General features: G+C 71.9%; 15 protein-coding genes and 1 pseudogene. 7 read left to right on the top strand and 9 right to left on the bottom strand.

What is annotated here, in order from left to right; genetic code table 11:
* Nucleotides 1-39 precede the first annotated feature (39 nt).
* The gene (locus tag JYK18_RS00210) at nucleotides 40-798 is read right to left on the bottom strand and encodes a hypothetical protein (RefSeq protein WP_206798936.1); all 759 of its coding nucleotides are present in this window, start codon (nucleotides 796-798) and stop codon (nucleotides 40-42) included.
* Nucleotides 795-2,543, bottom strand: a complete 1,749-nt coding sequence (locus tag JYK18_RS00215) for a proline--tRNA ligase (RefSeq protein ID WP_206798938.1) — start codon at nucleotides 2,541-2,543, stop codon at nucleotides 795-797. Before JYK18_RS00215 ends, JYK18_RS00210 begins: the two co-directional genes overlap by 4 nt.
* A gap of 268 nt (nucleotides 2,544-2,811) precedes the next feature.
* Between JYK18_RS00215 and JYK18_RS00220 the strand changes: the two genes are divergently transcribed.
* Complete coding sequence (locus JYK18_RS00220; RefSeq protein WP_206798940.1) at nucleotides 2,812-3,168, top strand: VOC family protein; 357 nt, start codon at nucleotides 2,812-2,814, stop codon at nucleotides 3,166-3,168.
* Between the two features lie 15 nt (nucleotides 3,169-3,183).
* A complete protein-coding gene (locus JYK18_RS00225; RefSeq protein ID WP_206798942.1) occupies nucleotides 3,184-4,080 on the top strand; it encodes a 2-hydroxyacid dehydrogenase in 897 nt (298 codons plus the stop codon).
* A gap of 237 nt (nucleotides 4,081-4,317) precedes the next feature.
* Here the strand turns inward: JYK18_RS00225 and JYK18_RS00230 are convergent, their stop codons facing one another.
* Nucleotides 4,318-5,283: a GNAT family N-acetyltransferase gene (locus JYK18_RS00230; protein ID WP_206798946.1), complete on the bottom strand. Its 966-nt coding sequence runs from the start codon at nucleotides 5,281-5,283 to the stop codon at nucleotides 4,318-4,320.
* Nucleotides 5,284-5,350: 67 nt separating this feature from the next.
* On the opposite strand from JYK18_RS00230, the gene yaaA reads away from it, so the two are divergent.
* Nucleotides 5,351-6,094, top strand: a complete 744-nt coding sequence (gene yaaA, locus JYK18_RS00235; RefSeq protein ID WP_206798947.1) for a peroxide stress protein YaaA — start codon at nucleotides 5,351-5,353, stop codon at nucleotides 6,092-6,094.
* On the opposite strand, the gene JYK18_RS00240 is transcribed toward yaaA, so the two are convergent.
* Genes JYK18_RS00240 through JYK18_RS00250 form a run of 3 tightly spaced genes read right to left on the bottom strand, consistent with a single transcriptional unit; the run spans nucleotide 6,081 to nucleotide 9,155 of the window.
* Nucleotides 6,081-7,190 carry an FAD-binding oxidoreductase gene (locus JYK18_RS00240; protein WP_206798948.1) on the bottom strand — a complete coding sequence of 370 codons (1,110 nt, stop codon included), beginning with the start codon at nucleotides 7,188-7,190 and terminating at the stop codon, nucleotides 6,081-6,083. The genes yaaA and JYK18_RS00240 overlap by 14 nt on opposite strands.
* 40 nt (nucleotides 7,191-7,230) lie before the next feature.
* Entirely contained in the window at nucleotides 7,231-8,754 is a 1,524-nt protein-coding gene (locus tag JYK18_RS00245) for an NAD(P)/FAD-dependent oxidoreductase (protein ID WP_206798949.1), read from the bottom strand.
* On the bottom strand, nucleotides 8,751-9,155 hold the full coding sequence (locus JYK18_RS00250) for a cupin domain-containing protein (protein ID WP_206798951.1): 405 nt from the start codon (nucleotides 9,153-9,155) through the stop codon (nucleotides 8,751-8,753). The genes JYK18_RS00245 and JYK18_RS00250 overlap by 4 nt, the downstream gene beginning before the upstream one ends.
* A 219-nt stretch (nucleotides 9,156-9,374) precedes the next feature.
* On the opposite strand from JYK18_RS00250, the pseudogene JYK18_RS00255 reads away from it, so the two are divergent.
* Both JYK18_RS00255 and JYK18_RS00260 read left to right on the top strand, forming a co-directional pair.
* A pseudogene (locus JYK18_RS00255) lies at nucleotides 9,375-10,327 on the top strand (serine protein kinase RIO).
* 328 nt (nucleotides 10,328-10,655) lie between these two features.
* Nucleotides 10,656-12,119, top strand: coding sequence for a DEAD/DEAH box helicase (locus JYK18_RS00260; RefSeq protein WP_206798953.1), 1,464 nt, complete (start codon nucleotides 10,656-10,658; stop codon nucleotides 12,117-12,119).
* 60 nt (nucleotides 12,120-12,179) lie between these two features.
* On the opposite strand, the gene JYK18_RS00265 is transcribed toward JYK18_RS00260, so the two are convergent.
* Entirely contained in the window at nucleotides 12,180-12,875 is a 696-nt protein-coding gene (locus JYK18_RS00265) for a PIG-L deacetylase family protein (protein ID WP_242579359.1), read from the bottom strand.
* A 66-nt stretch (nucleotides 12,876-12,941) separates the two neighbouring features.
* On the opposite strand from JYK18_RS00265, the gene JYK18_RS00270 reads away from it, so the two are divergent.
* Entirely contained in the window at nucleotides 12,942-14,108 is a 1,167-nt protein-coding gene (locus JYK18_RS00270; protein ID WP_206798958.1) for an 8-amino-7-oxononanoate synthase, read from the top strand.
* Here JYK18_RS00270 and JYK18_RS00275 read toward each other — a convergent pair.
* On the bottom strand, nucleotides 14,105-14,530 hold the full coding sequence (locus JYK18_RS00275; RefSeq protein WP_206798960.1) for a GNAT family N-acetyltransferase: 426 nt from the start codon (nucleotides 14,528-14,530) through the stop codon (nucleotides 14,105-14,107). The two genes, JYK18_RS00270 and JYK18_RS00275, sit on opposite strands and share 4 nt — an antisense overlap.
* A 59-nt stretch (nucleotides 14,531-14,589) precedes the next feature.
* Nucleotides 14,590-15,369: a serine protease gene (locus JYK18_RS00280; RefSeq protein ID WP_206798962.1), complete on the bottom strand. Its 780-nt coding sequence runs from the start codon at nucleotides 15,367-15,369 to the stop codon at nucleotides 14,590-14,592.
* Between the two features lie 298 nt (nucleotides 15,370-15,667).
* Here JYK18_RS00280 and JYK18_RS00285 point away from each other — a divergent pair, with 298 nt between their 5' ends.
* Entirely contained in the window at nucleotides 15,668-16,351 is a 684-nt protein-coding gene (locus JYK18_RS00285; protein WP_307795729.1) for a M15 family metallopeptidase, read from the top strand.
* Nucleotides 16,352-16,378 lie beyond the last annotated feature (27 nt).

Genomic DNA, 16,378 nt, shown 5'->3' on the forward strand with positions numbered 1-16,378 from the left:
TACTTGCGTTGAATGCAAGTAATGCCCCACTCATAGCATTCAGGGGGTCGAGGGGATGGTGGTGCGCTGGGCTGCCGGGACGCCTCGGTAGCTGCGCAGGATCTTCTCGATCTCGTCTCTCGTGGTGAAGTCAGGGGCGGTCTGGTCGGCGTAGACGGCCAGCATCACGCTGCCCGGCTTCGCCTCGTCCAGCGACCGGGTGGCGATCACCCCGACCACCGCCTTCTTCGCCAGGCAGCCGTGCCCGCCGGTGGTGGTCACCTCGACCAGCCGCAGCGTGGCCGGGCGCGTTTCGCCGTCCCCGAAGGACATTTCCGCGTCCTGCGGCGCGCCGACGCTCAGCTGCGGCGGCGGGCCGTCCCAGGTGAACGCGCGGTTCGCCACCTGGGTCGCGAACTGCTCACCGGCCACCGCCGGATCGGCCTGCTGGTCCGATCGGACCCCGGCGCCGGCCAGCCGCGCGTTGTCGTCGGCCGGGCAGAAGCCGTCCCCGTAGAAGGCACTTGTCGACATGACGACCTTGGGCTGGCCTTCGCCCTCCCAGCCGTGCACCGTGCCCGGCTTCGGCGTCCAGCGCGCGGGCACGTCGTAGGCGTAGGTGCCCTCACCACCGGCGACCGACTGCCAGCCGTCGACCACCGCGGGCACGACCACCTTCGGCGGTGGCGGCGCGGGGGTCCAGGTGCTCGGCGGTGGCGTGTACTCCGCTTCCTCCGAGCCCTGGCTCAGGTACACCCCCGCGCCGACCAGGATCACCGCGAAGAAGCCGTACATCGCCCCGCGCGAGCCACCGCTCACTTGGTGACGAGCTGCTTCAGGTGCTCGACCACGGCGTCCACGGCCACCTCGGCGCGCTCGCCGGAGAGCCGGTCCTTCACCTCGACGACCCCGTTGGCCAGCCCGCGCCCGACCACCAGGATGGTCGGCACGCCGACCAGCTCGGCGTCGGCGAACTTCACGCCGGGCGTGGCCTTGCGGTCGTCGAGCAGCACCCGCAGCCCGGCCGCGTCCAGTTCGGCCGACAGCTTCTCGGCCCCGGCGGCGACCGCCTCGTCCTTGCCCGCGATGACCACGTGCACGTCCGCGGGCGCGACCGCGCGCGGCCACACCAGGCCCAGCTCGTCGTGGTGCTGCTCGGCGATCACCGCGACCAGCCGCGAGACACCGACGCCGTAGGAACCCATGGTGATCCGCACCGGCTTCGAGTCGGCGCCCAGCGCGTCCAGCTCGAAGGTGTCCGCGTACTTGCGGCCGAGCTGGAAGATGTGGCCGATCTCGATGCCGCGGGCGGCGACCAGCGTGCCGTGGCCGTCGGGCGACGCGTCGCCCTCGCGGACCTCGGCTGCCTCGATCGTGCCGTCGGGCGTGAAGTCGCGGCCGGCGACCAGGTCCACCACGTGGTGGTCGGCTTGGTCCGCGCCGGTCACCCAGGCGGTGCCGGTGACCACGCGGGGGTCGACCAGGTAGCGGACCCCGTTGTCCTGCAGCGCCTTCGGGCCGATGTAGCCCTTGACCAGGAAGGCGTTCTTGGCGAAGTCGGCCTCTTCGAGCAGGGCGACCTCGGCGGGTTCGACGGAGGCCTCCAGGCGCTTCATGTCGACCTCGCGGTCACCCGGGATGCCGACGCCCAGCAGCTGCCACTCCTTTGCGCCGGGCTCGCGGGTCTTGACCAGCACGTTCTTCAGCGTGTCGGCGGCGGTGAACTGCCTGCCGAGCTCCGCCTGGTTGAGGAAGTCGACCAGGGTCTCGATGGTCGGCGTGTTCGGCGTGTGGTGCACCTGCGCGGCGGGCTTGTCCTCGATCGGCTGCGCGGGGGGCGCGGGCGTGGTGACCGCCTCGACGTTGGCCGCGTAACCGGACTCGGTGCTGCGGACGTAGGTGTCCTCACCGGTCGACGCGACGGCGAGGAACTCCTCGGACGCCGAGCCGCCCATCGCCCCGGACGTGGCGGCGACGATGACGTACTCGAGGCCGAGCCGGTCGAAGATCTTCTGGTACGCCGCGCGGTGCGCCTGGTACGAGCGCTCCAGGCCCTCGTCGTCCAGGTCGAAGGAGTAGGAGTCCTTCATCACGAACTCGCGGCCGCGCAGGATGCCCGCACGGGGACGCGCTTCGTCGCGGTACTTGGTCTGGATCTGGTAGAGCGTGACCGGGTAGTCCTTGTACGAGCTGTACTCGCCCTTCACGGTGAGCGTGAACAGCTCCTCGTGGGTGGGGCCGAGCAGGTAGTCGGCACCGCGGCGGTCCTTGAGGCGGAAGAGGCTGTCGCCGTACTCGGTCCAGCGGTTGGTCGCCTCGTAGGGCTCCTTGGGCAGCAGCGCGGGGAACTGGATCTCCTGGCCGCCGATGGCGGCCATCTCCTCGCGGACGATGTCCTCGATGCGCCGCAGCACCTTGATGCCGAGCGGGAGCCAGGAGTAACCACCCGGGGCGACCCGGCGGACGTAGCCGGCGCGCAGCAGCAAGCGGTGGCTGGGCACTTCGGCGTCCGCCGGATCCTCGCGCAGGGTGCGGAGGAACAACGACGACATCCTGGTGATCACTTCGGCTCCTTGGAGGGCTCGGGCGTGTCAGCGAAGGATAGTCAACGGGCTCCGAACAGCTCCAACGGGTTAAGAGGGCGCCCAAGCGGGGGAGGTGGATGCCCGTCGTGATCGAGGTGGTTCCTGGCGGTGCCGCGCCGGCATCGCCGTACTGGACCGTACTTCGATGTCGGCGCGGTGCCGCCAGGGACCGCCTCGGCGCGGCGGGCGCCGCCATGCCCTGCTTGCGCGCCCTCAAATTGTCGGTGGTGCGGCCTAGCTTGGGGCCATGACAGTTCAGCTGGGCGCGGTGACCATCGACTGCGCGGATCCGCGGAAGCTCGCCGAGTTCTGGACCGAGGCGCTGGGCGTCGAGGTCGTGGTCGACCACGGCGGGGAGTTCCTGATGCTCGCCCCGGTTTCGCCGGACGGGGTGATGATCGGGTTGCAGCGCGCCGAGGAGCGCCAGCCCGGCAAGAACCGCCTGCACCTGGACCTGCGCACCGAACACCGTGCGGAGGAGGTGAAGCGGCTGGTCGGGTTGGGCGCGGAGGAGATCGAGGAGCACAAGGTGCCCGGCATCGCGTGGACGGTGCTCGCCGATCCGGAGGGGAACCGGTTCTGCGTGGGCACCGCGGAGCAGTAGGTCAGAATCGGGGGCATGACCTCACGTGTGCTGGTGCCCTGGGCTGATCTGGGCGAACTGCCCGCCGGACTGCGCGTGGAGGTCTACGACGGGGTGTCGGCGCCGCCCGCCGACCTGTCCGACGTGGACTTCTACGTGCTGCCGTACGACCAGGGCGTGGAGCCGGTCCGGTTGATGGCGCGCATGCCCGCACTGCGGGCGGTGCAGACGCTGTCGGCCGGGGTGGACACGATCCTGCCGTTCCTGCCGGAGGGGGTGCTGCTGGCCAACGGTGCCGGGCTGCACGACCTGAGCGTGGCCGAGCACGCGCTGGCACTGGTGCTCGCCGCGCAGCGGGACCTGCCGCGCTGGTTCCGCCAGCAGGGCGAGGGTTCCTGGGCGCGCGAGCACACGCGGTCGCTGGCGGACAGCCGGGTGCTGCTGCTGGGGTACGGCTCGATCGGCAAGGCGATCGAGCGGTTCCTGCACGCCGCGGAGGCGACCGTGGTGCCGGTGGCCAGCCGCGCGCGGGCGGGGGTGCACGGGGTGGACGAGCTGGCTTCGCTGTTGCCGGGTACGGACATCCTGATCTCCGTGCTGCCCGGTTCGCCCAGCACGCAGGGCCTGATCGGCGCGCGGGAACTGGCCCTGCTCCCGGACGACGCCCTGGTGGTCAACGTCGGCCGGGGCTCCACCATGGACACCGCGGCACTGACCACGGAAACCACCACGGGCCGCCTCCGGGCGGCGCTGGATGTGCTGGACCCGGAACCGCTGCCCAGTGACCATCCACTGTGGACCACTCCCGGCGTGATCATCACCCCGCACGTGGCGGGCGGCTCGGCTTCGTTCTACCCACGGGCGAAGGCCCTGATCTCCGCGCAACTGCACCGCTACGCCGCCGGGGAACCGCTGGCGCACCAAGTGACCTGAGCCCCGCCGCCTTCCCAACCCCTGCACAAGCCGAGCCCAGGACCGCCCCGGGGCCTGCCGAGCACAGGCAAAGCCGAACCCGGGAAACACACCGAACACCCCACCCACACTCCCCCTTCCCACCCCGTCCCCAGCCAAAAACACGGCGGGGATGTTGTTGTCAAGGCATCTTTCCCGCCTTGACAACAACATCCCCGCCGTCGTCACACTAAAAAACGGGGTGGGACCCCCCGAGAATCACGCCGCTAGCACATACCCGTACCAGCTTTCCGTAGTCCGGAACCCGCACCGCTCATAGATCCCCACCGCCGAGTTCACGTTCTCCACGTCGACCCCCAGCGCCGCCCGTTCGTACCCCGCCGCCCGGGCTTCCACCAGCGTGTGCCCCAGCAGAGCCGTGGCCACGCCCTTGCCCCGCACCTCCGGCAAAGTGGCGACGTGCGAAACGTACAGCTCCCGCACCCCCGTCGCCTTGGCGTCGCTTTCGAAGAAATCGCTGAGCACCATCGAGACCACGTCATCCCCGCGCAGCAACAGGAACGACAGCTCCGGCCGGAACGCCGCGCTCCCCGTGCACAGGTGCCGCCACGCTTCCGGGCTCTGCACCGAGCTGCCCCAGTGCTCGGCGAACGTGATGTTCCGCGTCTTCAGCACCGCGTCGAAGTACTCCTCCGCGTACGTGACCAGGCGGAACTCCGCAGGCAAAGCGAGCACCGGCGGCAGGGCGCCGAGATCCACCTTCATCTCGAGGAACGTGCGCGCGCGGTGGTAACCCGCCTTCTCCAGCTGGGCCGTGTACCAGAGCTGGTTCTGGTGCGCGTGCCCGTGGAACTCCAGCGGCGCCTCCGGGAACACCTTCAGGTGACGTTCCCGGCTCACCCGGTCGACCCACGCCAGGACGTACGACCCGATGGCATCCGTGCGGAACTCCGGGTGCACGGTCGCCTCGAAGCGCATCTGGTGCACCGGATCGGCCCCGTCACGCACCCGGACCACGGCGTAGGCGACCAGCCGCTCGCCCACCCAGCCCGCCAGCGAACCGTGCTCCAGATCGACGTTCGGGCTGGTCAGGCTCTCGGTCACGTCCTGGGTGCTCTCGAACTCGCCGGTCGGCTCGAGCTCGTTCGCCGCGCCGAGCAGGTCGGCGACCGCGGCCATGTCGGACAGGGTCAGCGGCCGCCAGGCCGGCTCGGTGCGCTCCATGTGACGCAGCCTAAGTCCGCCCAGGTCACCCGGCCCACCGATTTTCCGCGGCGGCTACCCTGCTGACGTGCTGGTACTGCTCCCTCCCTCCGAGACCAAGGCGACCGGCGGGGACGGACCGCCGCTGGACCTGGACTCGCTGTCCTCCCCCGAGCTGAACCCGGTGCGCGCCAAGATCGCCGACGCGCTGGCCGAACTCGCCAAGGACGTTCCCGCCAGCCTCGCCGCGCTCGGCATCTCCGAGCGCCAGGCCGAGGAGGTCGAGCGCAACGCGGAGCTGTGGACCTCCCCCACCCTGCCCGCGCTCCGGCGCTACACCGGCGTGCTCTACGACGCCCTCGACATCACCAGCTTCAAGAAGGCCGAGCTGGCCAGGGCGAACGAGCGGCTGGCGGTGGCGTCGGCGCTGTTCGGCATCGCCCGCGCCACCGACCGCATCCCCGCCTACCGCCTCTCCGCCGGGAGCACGCTGCCCGCGCTGGGCGGCCTCCGGCCGTTGTGGCGCCCGGCGCTGGAGCCGGTGTTCGCCGGGATCGACGGCCTGGTCGTCGACCTGCGTTCCGGCGGTTACGCCGCACTCGCGCGGATCCCCGGTTCGGTGACCGTGCGCGTGGTGACCGAGGACGCCCGAGGGCAGCGCAAGACGGTCAGCCACTTCAACAAGGCCTACAAGGGAAAGCTCGCCGCGGTACTGGCCGCCACCGGCCGCGCTCCCTCCACAGTGGACGGATTGGTCAAGGTGGCCGCCAAGGCCGGGCTCACCGTGGAACGCACCGGCGAGCACGAGCTGGAGATGCTCACCGGCGAATGAGCCGGTCCGGGTGGTAGGCCGCCAGGTCGTCGACCGGTGAACCGAGCAGCCGCGCGGCGATCACGTGCCCCGAGTACGGCGCCAGGGTCAGCCCCGCCGGACCGTAACCGGTGACGATCATCAGCTCGGGGTGGCCCTCCGGGCTGCCGAGCACGGGCAGGCCGTCCGGTGCCGCCGGGCGGAAGCCGATCCGGGTCTCCAGCAGCGTCGCGTCGGCGAGCCCCGGCGCGACGGCCAGCGCGTTGTCCAGCACCTCCCGCTGTCCCGCCGCGGTGACCCGGTAGTCGAACCCGGAACCGGTCTCCCTGGTCGCACCGACCACCACACGGGAACCGGGGAACGCCAGCAGGTAGTGGCTCGAGATCGGCAGCACCACCGGCCACGCGTCGGTCGGCGTGCCCGGCAGTTCGAGGTGGCTGATCTGGCCGCGCTGCGGTTCGATGCCGAGCCGGAGGTTCACCGGCGCCAGCAGTTCGTCGGTCCACGCGCCGGCGGCGACCACCACGGCGTCGGCGGAAACCACCTCGTCGCCGATGCGCGCGCCGGTCACCTTGCCCCCGTCGACGAGCAGCTCCGCGTTCCCGGAAATTGACCGCACGCCTCGCGTCCCCGCCGCGCCGAGCAGTGCCGCACGCAGGTGCCGTCCGTCGACGCGACCGCCGCCGGAGATGTGCACCGCGCCGAGTTCCGGTGCCAGCGCGGGGAAGTACGCCCTGGCGTCGACGGGATCGAGGCGCTGCACCTCACCGACACCCGGTGCCGTGGCCGCGCGCTCGGTGAGGCGCTTCTCCGCGGCGTCCAGCTCACCGGTGTCCTCGGAGACCACCATCGAACCGACGATCTCGAACGACGAATCCTCGCGGCCGTCCTCGGCGAGCTGCTCGACGAGGGTCGGGTAGAACGCCGCCGCCCGCGCGGCCAGGTGGTACTCCGCGTCGCTGCGGCGGGAAGTCCACGGCGAAACGATGCCCGCGCCCGCCGAGGTGGCGACCCCTTCGTGGTCGTGGCCCGCGAGCACCACTTCGGCACCGCGGCGGGCGAGCTGATAGGCCGTCGAAGCCCCGGCGATGCCGGAGCCGATCACGAGGACACGCATGATCCCCACCCTGGGGCACGGCCTCGGCGCGAAACAACCCTTACCGGCCGAGCACCGCCATAGCCGCGTTGTGGCCGGGAATTCCGCTCACCCCGCCACCGCGCACGGCACCGGCCCCGCACACCAGGATCCGCTCGTGGTGCGTCTCCACGCCCCAGCGCCCGGTGCCCTCGGTCGCGTACGGCCACGACAGGTCGCGGTGGAAGATGTGCCCGCCGGGCAGGCCCAGCTCGGCCTCCAGGTCGAGCGGCGTCTTCGCCTCGACGCACGGGTTGCCGTGCGAGTCCCGCCAGAGGCAGTCCTCGATCGGTTCGGCGAGCACGCTGTTCAGCGACGCGAGCGTCGCCGTCAACGCCGCTTCCCGCGCCTTGTCGTTGTCCTCGCGGAACAATCGCGCGGGCATGTGCAGGCCGAACAGCGTGAGCGTCTGCGCACCGGCCGCGCGTTCGGCCGGGCCGAGGATCGACGGATCGGTCAGCGAATGGCAGTAGATCTCGCACGGCGGCAGCGACGGGATGCGGCCCGCGTCGGCCTCGGCGTGCGCGGTCGCGAGCTGCCGGTAGTCCTCGTTGACGTGGAACGTGCCGCCGAACGCCTCGTGCGCGGCGACCCCGTCGTCCCGCAGGCGCGGCAGCCTGGTCAGCACCATGTTGACCTTGAGCTGCGCGCCTTCCGGTGCCTCGGGCGGCTCCTCGCCGAGCAGCCGTGCCAGCGTGGGCGCGGCGAGGTTCGCCAGCACGTGACCGCCGTGCACGACGTGCTCGGCATCGCCGTGGCAGTAGCGGACCTCCCCGTCGGGCTGGATGGCGAGCACCTCGGCGTCGGCCAGCAGCTCGGCCCCGGCCGCGCGGGCGGTGTCCGCGAGCGCGCCGGTCACCGCGCCCATGCCGCCGACCGGCACGTCCCAGTCGCCCGTGCCGTTGCCGATCACGTGGTAGAGCAGGCAGCGGTTCTGCCGCAGCAACGGGTCCTCGGCGGCGGCGAACGTGCCGATCAGCGCGTCGGTCAGCACCACCCCGCGCACGGTGTCGTCGGTGAACGCGGTTTCCAGCGTTTCCGCCAGCGGCCGCTCGAACAACGCGCGCCACGCCTCGTCGTCGGCCACCCGCGCGCGTAGTTCGTCCTTTGTGGGCAGTGGCTCGGTGAGCGTGTCGAAGGTGCGCTCGGCGACGCGCCCGGTCATCGCGTAGAACCGCTGCCACGCCTCGAAATCCGCCGAACCACCGGTGATCGCGGCGAAGGAGGCGGCGGTGCGCGCGGTGTCCCCGGTGTCCACCAGCAGGCCGCCGGAACCGGCCGGGGTGTAGGAGGACATCCGGCGGCGGCGCAGGTCCACCGGCAGTCCGAGATCGGCGATGACGCGCCGCGGCAACAGGCTGACCAGGTACGAATACCGCGACAACCGCACGTCCACCCCGTCGAACGCGCGGAACGAGACCGCCGCCCCGCCCAGTTCGGCCCGGCGCTCCAGCAGCAGCACCGACCGGCCCGCCCCGGCCAGGTAGGCGGCCGCGACCAGCCCGTTGTGCCCGCCGCCGGCGATCACCACGTCGTAGGTCGTCACGCGCGTTCCTCCACTTCCCACGGGCCTTCGGCGACCCGTGCCTCGTCCTCGCTCGCCAGCGGCCACGGCGGCGCGGTCACCGCCACCGCCCGCAACCCGGCCCCGGTGGCCCGGAACTGGAACACCGTGCCGAGCGGGATGCTCAGGCAGGTGCCCTCGCGCAGGTGCACGATCTCCTCGCGCTCGCCCTGCCGCCGCCACATCCGCCCCTCCCCCGCGACGACGTACCAGATCTCCTGCACCGTCGCGTGCGAGACGGCGTGCGAAACCTGGTTCGGCGCGAGTTCGAAGTGCGCGAAGCTGCCGACGCCGGGCAATCGGAGCAACGGGCGCACGGCGGAACCGTCCGGCGCGACGACTTCCTCCGCGTCGGCCAGGTCGAACGTGGCGAAATCGGCCATGCGACCACTCTGGCAGTTAATTCGGTTGCGCGGATCCGGCGAAAGCCGCGAAGATCGTGCCCGTCGACTGACGAGCCGGTTTCCGGCGGACCGCGAGGAGGTGCCCTGTGGCGAGGACTGTCCTGGGCTTGCCCTGCGCCCATTCCGCCGCCCTGACCGGCTGACGCACGCGCGTCCACCAGCGCCGGCGGGGCACCTTCCCTCTTCAGGAGCCCACGAGTGCGCGAGCACGACATCGATTTCGACCAGCTCGAGAACACCCCGGCACGCCGCAAGAGCCGCCGTGCCCGCTTCGACGACGAACCCGAACCGAGCCGCCGCGGGCGGCTCACCGAGGAAGAGCGCGTCCGGCTCGCCCACCAGCGTGCCGACGCGTACACCGAAACCGCGATCCCCGGCGGCGGCGACCGCTGGTCCACCTGGGGTGACGGTGAGCAGGGCCCGCACCCGCGGCCAGCTGGGTGATCACCCAGCTGGCCGCGGTGGACACCGAACTGGGCGTGCTCAAGACCGGCAAGGAGGCCGATGTCCACCTAGTACGGCGAGGCCTGCCCGACGGACCGCAGTCCCTGCTGGCCGCCAAGCGCTACCGCAGCAACGAACACCGGATGTTCCACCGCGACGCCGGGTACCTCGAAGGCCGCCGGATGCGGCGTTCGCGGGAGATGCGGGCGATCGAGACCCGCACCGCCTTCGGCCGCAACCTGATCGCCGAGCAGTGGGCGGTGGCCGAGTTCGCCGCGCTGTCCCGGCTCTGGGGCGCCGGCGTGCCGGTGCCGTACCCGGTTCAGCGCAGCGGGACCGAGTTGCTGCTGGAGTTCATCGGCGACGAGGACGGCACGGCCGCACCCCGGCTGGCGCAGGTGCGCACGGACGAGGACGGCCTGCGCGACCTCTGGTACCAGCTGGTGTCCGCACTGGAGACGATGGCGACGCACGGCCTCGCGCACGGCGACCTCTCCGCGTACAACCTGATGGTCGACGACGGCCGGCTGGTGCTGATCGACCTGCCGCAGGTGGTGGACATCGTGGCCAATCCGCGCGGCCTGGAGTTCCTGGCCAGGGACGTGCGCAACGTGGCGAACTGGTTCGCCGGGCAAGGCCTGCCGCCGGACGTGCTCGACCCGGAGTCGCTGGTGGACGAACTGCGCCAGGCGGCCGGGCTGCCCTGATCGGGGGGAGGCGGGAAGGTGAGTCCGCTCACCTTCCCGCGTTACCCCGATGGGGCGTTGCCCACAGTTCCCGCCTCGGCTTCGCAGGCGGAAAGGCTCTCCGGTATTCTGTAACGAGACCGCAACCGGCGGCGTGGATGAGTGGTGTCCGTCGCCTCCAAGGGCCAAAAACCGTACGGCCCCGCGGTATCCATCAAGCGGCGCGCGGTGTTGCAGAACACGGCGTGCCGGGTATGTCCCTGAGAAAGCCCACCGCAACACCACCTTGTCCTGCCTGCGTGCGGACAACCGGGCCTCCCTTGCGACGTGCCACGTCCGAGAGGCATTTGTGACAGTCACGCTCGATTCCGGCAACACCTCCGCGCGCCACGGCAACCGCAAGCCGCGGAATCGGAACCACGACGGTGCCCCCGCCGTCACCGCCACCCAGGCGCCCCTGAAGTCCTTCGCCGAGCTGAACCTGCCCGAGCCGCTGCAGCGCGCGCTCCGGGACGCCGGCATCAACTCCCCGTTCCCCATCCAGCAGGCCACCCTGCCCGACGCGCTCGCCGGGCGCGACGTGCTGGGCCGCGCGCAGACCGGTTCCGGCAAGACCCTGGCCTTCGGCCTGGCCCTGCTGACCCGGCTCGACGGCGGCAAGGCCCGCGCCAAGCGCCCCCGCGCGCTGGTACTGGTGCCGACCCGCGAGCTGGCCATGCAGGTGGCCGACTCGCTGACCCCGCTGGCCAAGGCGCTCGGCCTGTGGTGCCGCACCGCCGTCGGCGGCATGGCCTTCAACCGGCAGGCGGACGCGCTGCAGCGCGGCGTCGACCTGCTGATCGCCACCCCCGGCCGGCTGTCGGACCACGTCCGGCAGGGCACCTGCGTGCTCGGCGACGTGAACTTCGTCGCGCTGGACGAGGCCGACCAGATGGCCGACATGGGCTTCCTGCCGCAGGTGCGGGAGATCCTCGACCTCACCCCGGCCCGCGGGCAGCGGCTGCTGTTCTCGGCCACCCTCGACGGTGACGTCAAGAAGCTGGTCGACCGCTACCTGACCGACCCGGTCGAGCACTCGGTCGCGCCGGTCACCGCCAGCGTCACCACCATGGACCACCACGTGCTCCAGGTGTCCTACCCGGACAAGCAGGCCATCGTCACCGAGATCGGGGCGCGGGAGGGCCGCACGATCATGTTCGTGCGGACCAAGCACCACGTGGACCGGCTGGCCGAGCGCCTGCGCGCGTCCGGGGTGCACGCCGCGGCGCTGCACGGCGGCAAGACCCAGGGGCAGCGCAACCGCGTGCTGTCCGACTTCAAGGCCGGGCACACCCCGGTGCTGGTCGCCACCGACGTGGCCGCCCGCGGCATCCACGTCGACGGCATCAGCCTGGTGCTGCACGTGGACCCGCCCGCCGACCACAAGGACTACCTGCACCGCGCCGGGCGCACCGCGCGGGCCGGGGCGTCGGGCACCGTGGTCACGCTGATCACGCACGACCAGCGCCGCACCATGAAGCGGCTGACCGATCGCGCCGGGGTGCGCGCCGAGACCGCCAGCGTGCGGCCCGGCGACGCCGAACTGGCCCGGATCACCGGGGCGCGCCAGCCCAGCGGTGAGCCGGTGCCCGAGCGCGAGCACCGCCGGGACACCCCGCGCCGGGGTGGCCCGCGTGCCCACGGCGAAGGCCGTGAGGGCCGCGGTGGCCGTCCGGGCTTCGGTGGCCGTGGCCGCCAGCCGCGCGGCAACGGTTCGGGTCGTCCGCAGCGCTCGGGCCGTGGCCCGTCGCGTCGCGGCTGGTCCAACGACTGACGCGTTCCGGTAAAAGGGGCTCCATCACCGTCCGCGGTGGTGGAGCCCCTTTTTTTACGGCTACATCGGGAAGAGTTCGAAGTCGGTGGCCAGGCAGTCGCCGAAGCGTTTGCCGGTTTCCTCGGCGGCGGTCCGCAGGAAGGTGTCCGGTTCCCCCATCCCGCCGTCGAGCGCGGCCAGGTACGCCTTGTGCTCCTTCAGCGACGCGACCGCGCGGTCCATCGTCGCGGTGATGTCGACGGCGTGCGTCGAGCGCGGCGACGACGCGCCCGCCACCCAGCGCACGCCCTGCCACGGTTCCAGGCCGAGATCGCGGAAGACCCAGCGGTTCGCGGCGTCGCGCACGGCGTCCAGGGTGGCCTCGCCGACCACCCGGTGGTCGGCCATGTTCAGGTACCCGCCCGGCCAGGTCTCCCGGTGGTTGCTCATGATCACCAGCTCCGGCCGGTACCGCCGGATCGCCGCCGCGATGTCCCGCCGCAGCGGCAGGCCGTACTCGATCATCCCGTCGGCGTGGTCGAGGAACTCCACGTCGTGCACACCGACCACGGCCGCACTGGCGATCTGCTCGGCGGTCCGCAGCGGACCCGCCTCCTCCGGCGGCAGCGTGTCGATCCCCGCCTCCCCGCGGGTCACCAGCAGGTAGGCCACCGACTTCCCGGCGTCCGTCCACTTCGCCACCGCACCGCAGCCGCCGTACTCCAGGTCGTCCGGGTGCGCGACCACGGCGAGCGCGCGCTCCCAGTCCTCCGGCATCGGCTGCAACTGGTCCCCGGTCACCGTGCGTCCTCCTCGAATCGACCGCATGCGAGACTGCCAGGCGTGAACGCACCCGGTCCAGTCCCCGAGCCCGACCACGTTTTCGACTGGCTCGACGCCGAAGCGGACAAGCGCGCCGCCGCCGGGCTGGTCCGCCGGTTGCGGCCACGGCCGTCGAACTCCGGCGAGGTCGACCTGGCCGGCAACGACTACCTCGGCCTGGCCCGCGACAAGCGCGTCGCCGGGGCCACCGCCGCCGCCGCGCTGCGCTGGGGGGCGGGCTCGACCGGTTCGCGGCTGGTCACCGGGTCGACCGAACTGCACGCCGAACTGGAACACGAACTCGCCCGGTTCTGCGGCACGCAGGCGGCGCTGGTGTTCTCCTCCGGTTTCGCCGCGAACCTCGGCGCGGTCACCGCGTTGTCCGGCGCGGAATCCGCCATCGTCACCGACAAGTACATCCACGCCTCGCTGATCGAGGGCTGCCGCCTCTCGCGCGCGGACGTGGCCGCGATCGCGCACAGCGACGTCGCCGCGATCAAGCACGCGCTGTCCACCCGCCGCAAACCACGCGCGCTGGTGGTCACCGACTCGGTGTTCTCCGTCGACGGCGACCTGGCCAAGCTCGGTGAACTCACCGAAGCCTGCCGCGCGCACGGCGCGGCCCTGCTGGTCGACGACGCGCACGGCTTCGGTGTGCTCGGCGAAGGCGGACGCGGCGCGGTGCACCAGGCGGGCCTGGCCGGCGCGCCCGACGTGGTCACCACGATCACCCTGTCGAAGTCGCTCGGCGCCCAGGGCGGCGCGGTGCTCGGCCCGCGACGCGTGATCAAGCACCTGGTCGACACCGCGCGCAGCTTCATCTTCGACACCGCGCTCGCGCCGGGCAGCGCCGCCGCCGCGTTGGCCGCGCTGAACGTGCTGCGGTCCGAACCCGAGCTGCCCGGCAAGGTGCTCGCCGTGGCGAGCCGCCTGTCCGAGCAGCTCGCCGACGCCGGGTTCACCGTGAGCACCCCGGACGCGGCGGTGGTCTCGGTGCGGGCGCCGAGCCCGGAAAAGGCCGTCGCCTGGGCGGAAAGCTGCGCGGAACAGGGTGTTCGCGTCGGCTGCTTCCGCCCGCCGTCGGTCCCGGACGGCATCTCCCGGCTGCGGCTCACCGCCCGCGCCGACCTCACCGAGTCCGATGTGGACGCCGCGGTGAAGGTGATCGTGGACTGCGCGCCCCGTTAGTTCCGGCGCATGGTGACGTGCGGGATGCCGTCCTCGAGGAACTCGTCACCGGTGGGCTCGAAGCCGAACTTGGCGTAGAAGCCCTTGGCGTAGGTCTGCGCGTCCAGCACCGCCGGTTCGTCCGGAATGGACTCCAGTGCGGCGGTCATCAGCTGGGCCGCCAGGCCGCGCCCGCGTGCCGAACCCGCGGTGACCACGCGCCCGATGCGGTACCCGCCACCCGGCTCCTCCAGCACGCGCAGGTACGAGTCCACGCCGGACTCGCCGGTCAGCCAGAGGTGCCTGGTGCCCGGCAGCAGGTCTCTGCCATCCAGTTCGGGGTAGGGACATTCCTGCTCGACGACAAAAACATCCACGCGCAGTTTGAGAATCGAATAGAGATCGCCGGCGGACACCTGGTCCCCGGTCGCCGCCCGAACCATGCTTTCAACCACGGCGTATACCTAGCACACGCCGTGGTCGGGAAGCGGAGCAGAGTCGTTCAGGCCTGCGCGCGGACCTCCGTGGTAAACGCGGCCACGCGCGCGTACACCCCGGGCCGGTCCGGCCGGGCACAGCCCTCGCCCCAGGAGACGATGCCGATCACCGTGTCGCCGACCAGCAGCGGGCCGCCGGAGTCGCCCTGGCAGGCGTCCACCCCGCCGTCGGGATAACCGGCGCAGAGCATGGTCGTCTTGTCGTAGCTGCTGAAGCTGGTCTTGCAGCTCTCGTCGGAAACCACCGGCACGAGCGCGCCGCGCAGGTAGTCCGAGCGCGGTCCGCCATCGGCGGTGCGGCCCCAGCCGAGCACCCTGGCCTTGGTGCCCTCGCGGTAGAGGTCGGCGTCACCGGCGCCCGGCAGCTTCGCCGCGCGGTAGGGCATCTCCTCGTCGAGGGTGAGCACGGCGACGTCGTTGCCGGTGGTCGGGTCCTTGAACTGCGGGTTGATCCAGACCTTGTCCACCTCGGTCACCACGCCCGCGCTGGTGCGCTGGTCCTGCCGCCCGGCGACCACGCGCAACTCCGTGCGCTTCATCGCCTTCGCGCAGTGCGCCGCGGTCAGCACGCTCCGGCCCGAGATCAGCACCCCGCCGCAGAACTGGTTGCCGTCGCCGTCGGTCAGGTAGACCGCGTACGGGTGGTCCGCGATGGAGGCCTCGGTCCCGCCGACGATGTACGGCTGGGTGTTGGTTGCCTCCGCGGCGGGCACCAGGGCGATGGCCCCGGCCGCGACCGCGGTGGCCGCCGTCAGCACCCCGCGGCGGCGGGACTTGTTCGGCATGGGGACGTTCCTCTCGAAGGTCGGGGAGGCGGTCCGATTACCCTAAATGGCCCAGCCGCGCAGCGGTGTCCCTGAACCGGGTGGACTGCCGGTCACGCTGCGGCTCTGTCACAGTGGACTCGTGCGACCAACGGCCCCGGCAGCGGTTCTCCCCGTGCTGCTGCTCCTGCTCACCGCCTGCGGTGCGACGCCCCTACCTGCGCCTTCGCCCGCGACGACCGCGGCAACGGCACCCCAGGCACCGGTTACCCGATCGAGTGAGCCACCGGCGCCCCAGCCGGCAGCGCCAGTCTGGCAGGTGGGTGCCCGCCCGCTGCCCCTGCGCGCCGACGGCTTCGGCGAGGTCCTCCCGACCCCGCCCGAACTGGCCGACCGCCACCTCCCGACCGCGGACCTCCTGCCCCCGCCCGCCACCGGCGACTACGCCTCGACGATCGAGGCGGTCCCCGGCGAGGTGCTGGCGCGGAGCACCTGGCAGCCCGGCTGCCCGGTCGGCGCCGCGCAGCTGCGGTACCTGACCATGTCCTTCTGGGGCTTCGACGGCCGGGTGCACACCGGCGAGATGCTGGTGAACGCCTCCGCCGCGCAACCGGTCACCGAGGCGTTCGGCGCGTTGTTCACGGCGAAGTTCCCGATCGAGGAGATGCGGGTGACCAGGGCCGACGAACTGGACGCACCGCCGACCGGCGACGGCAACAACACCACCGCCTTCGTCTGCCGCCCGGTGCGGGGGCAGAGCAGCTGGTCCGCGCACGCGTCGGGGCTGGCGGTGGACGTGAACCCGTTCTGCAACCCCTACCTCAAGGGCGATCTGGTGCTGCCCGAACTGGCTTCGGCCTACACCGACCGCGGCCGCGAACGACCGGGCATGATCGTGCCCGGCGGGGTGGCCGAGCGTGCCTTCCGGGCCGTCGGCTGGACCTGGGGCGGCACCTGGACCTCGCCGAAGGACCTGATGCACTTCTCCGCCACCGGCGGCTGACGGGAACAAACCAGCCCCTCGCCGGGG

This window comes from Amycolatopsis sp. 195334CR (genome assembly GCF_017309385.1).
Taxonomy (GTDB): Bacteria; Actinomycetota; Actinomycetes; order Mycobacteriales; family Pseudonocardiaceae; genus Amycolatopsis.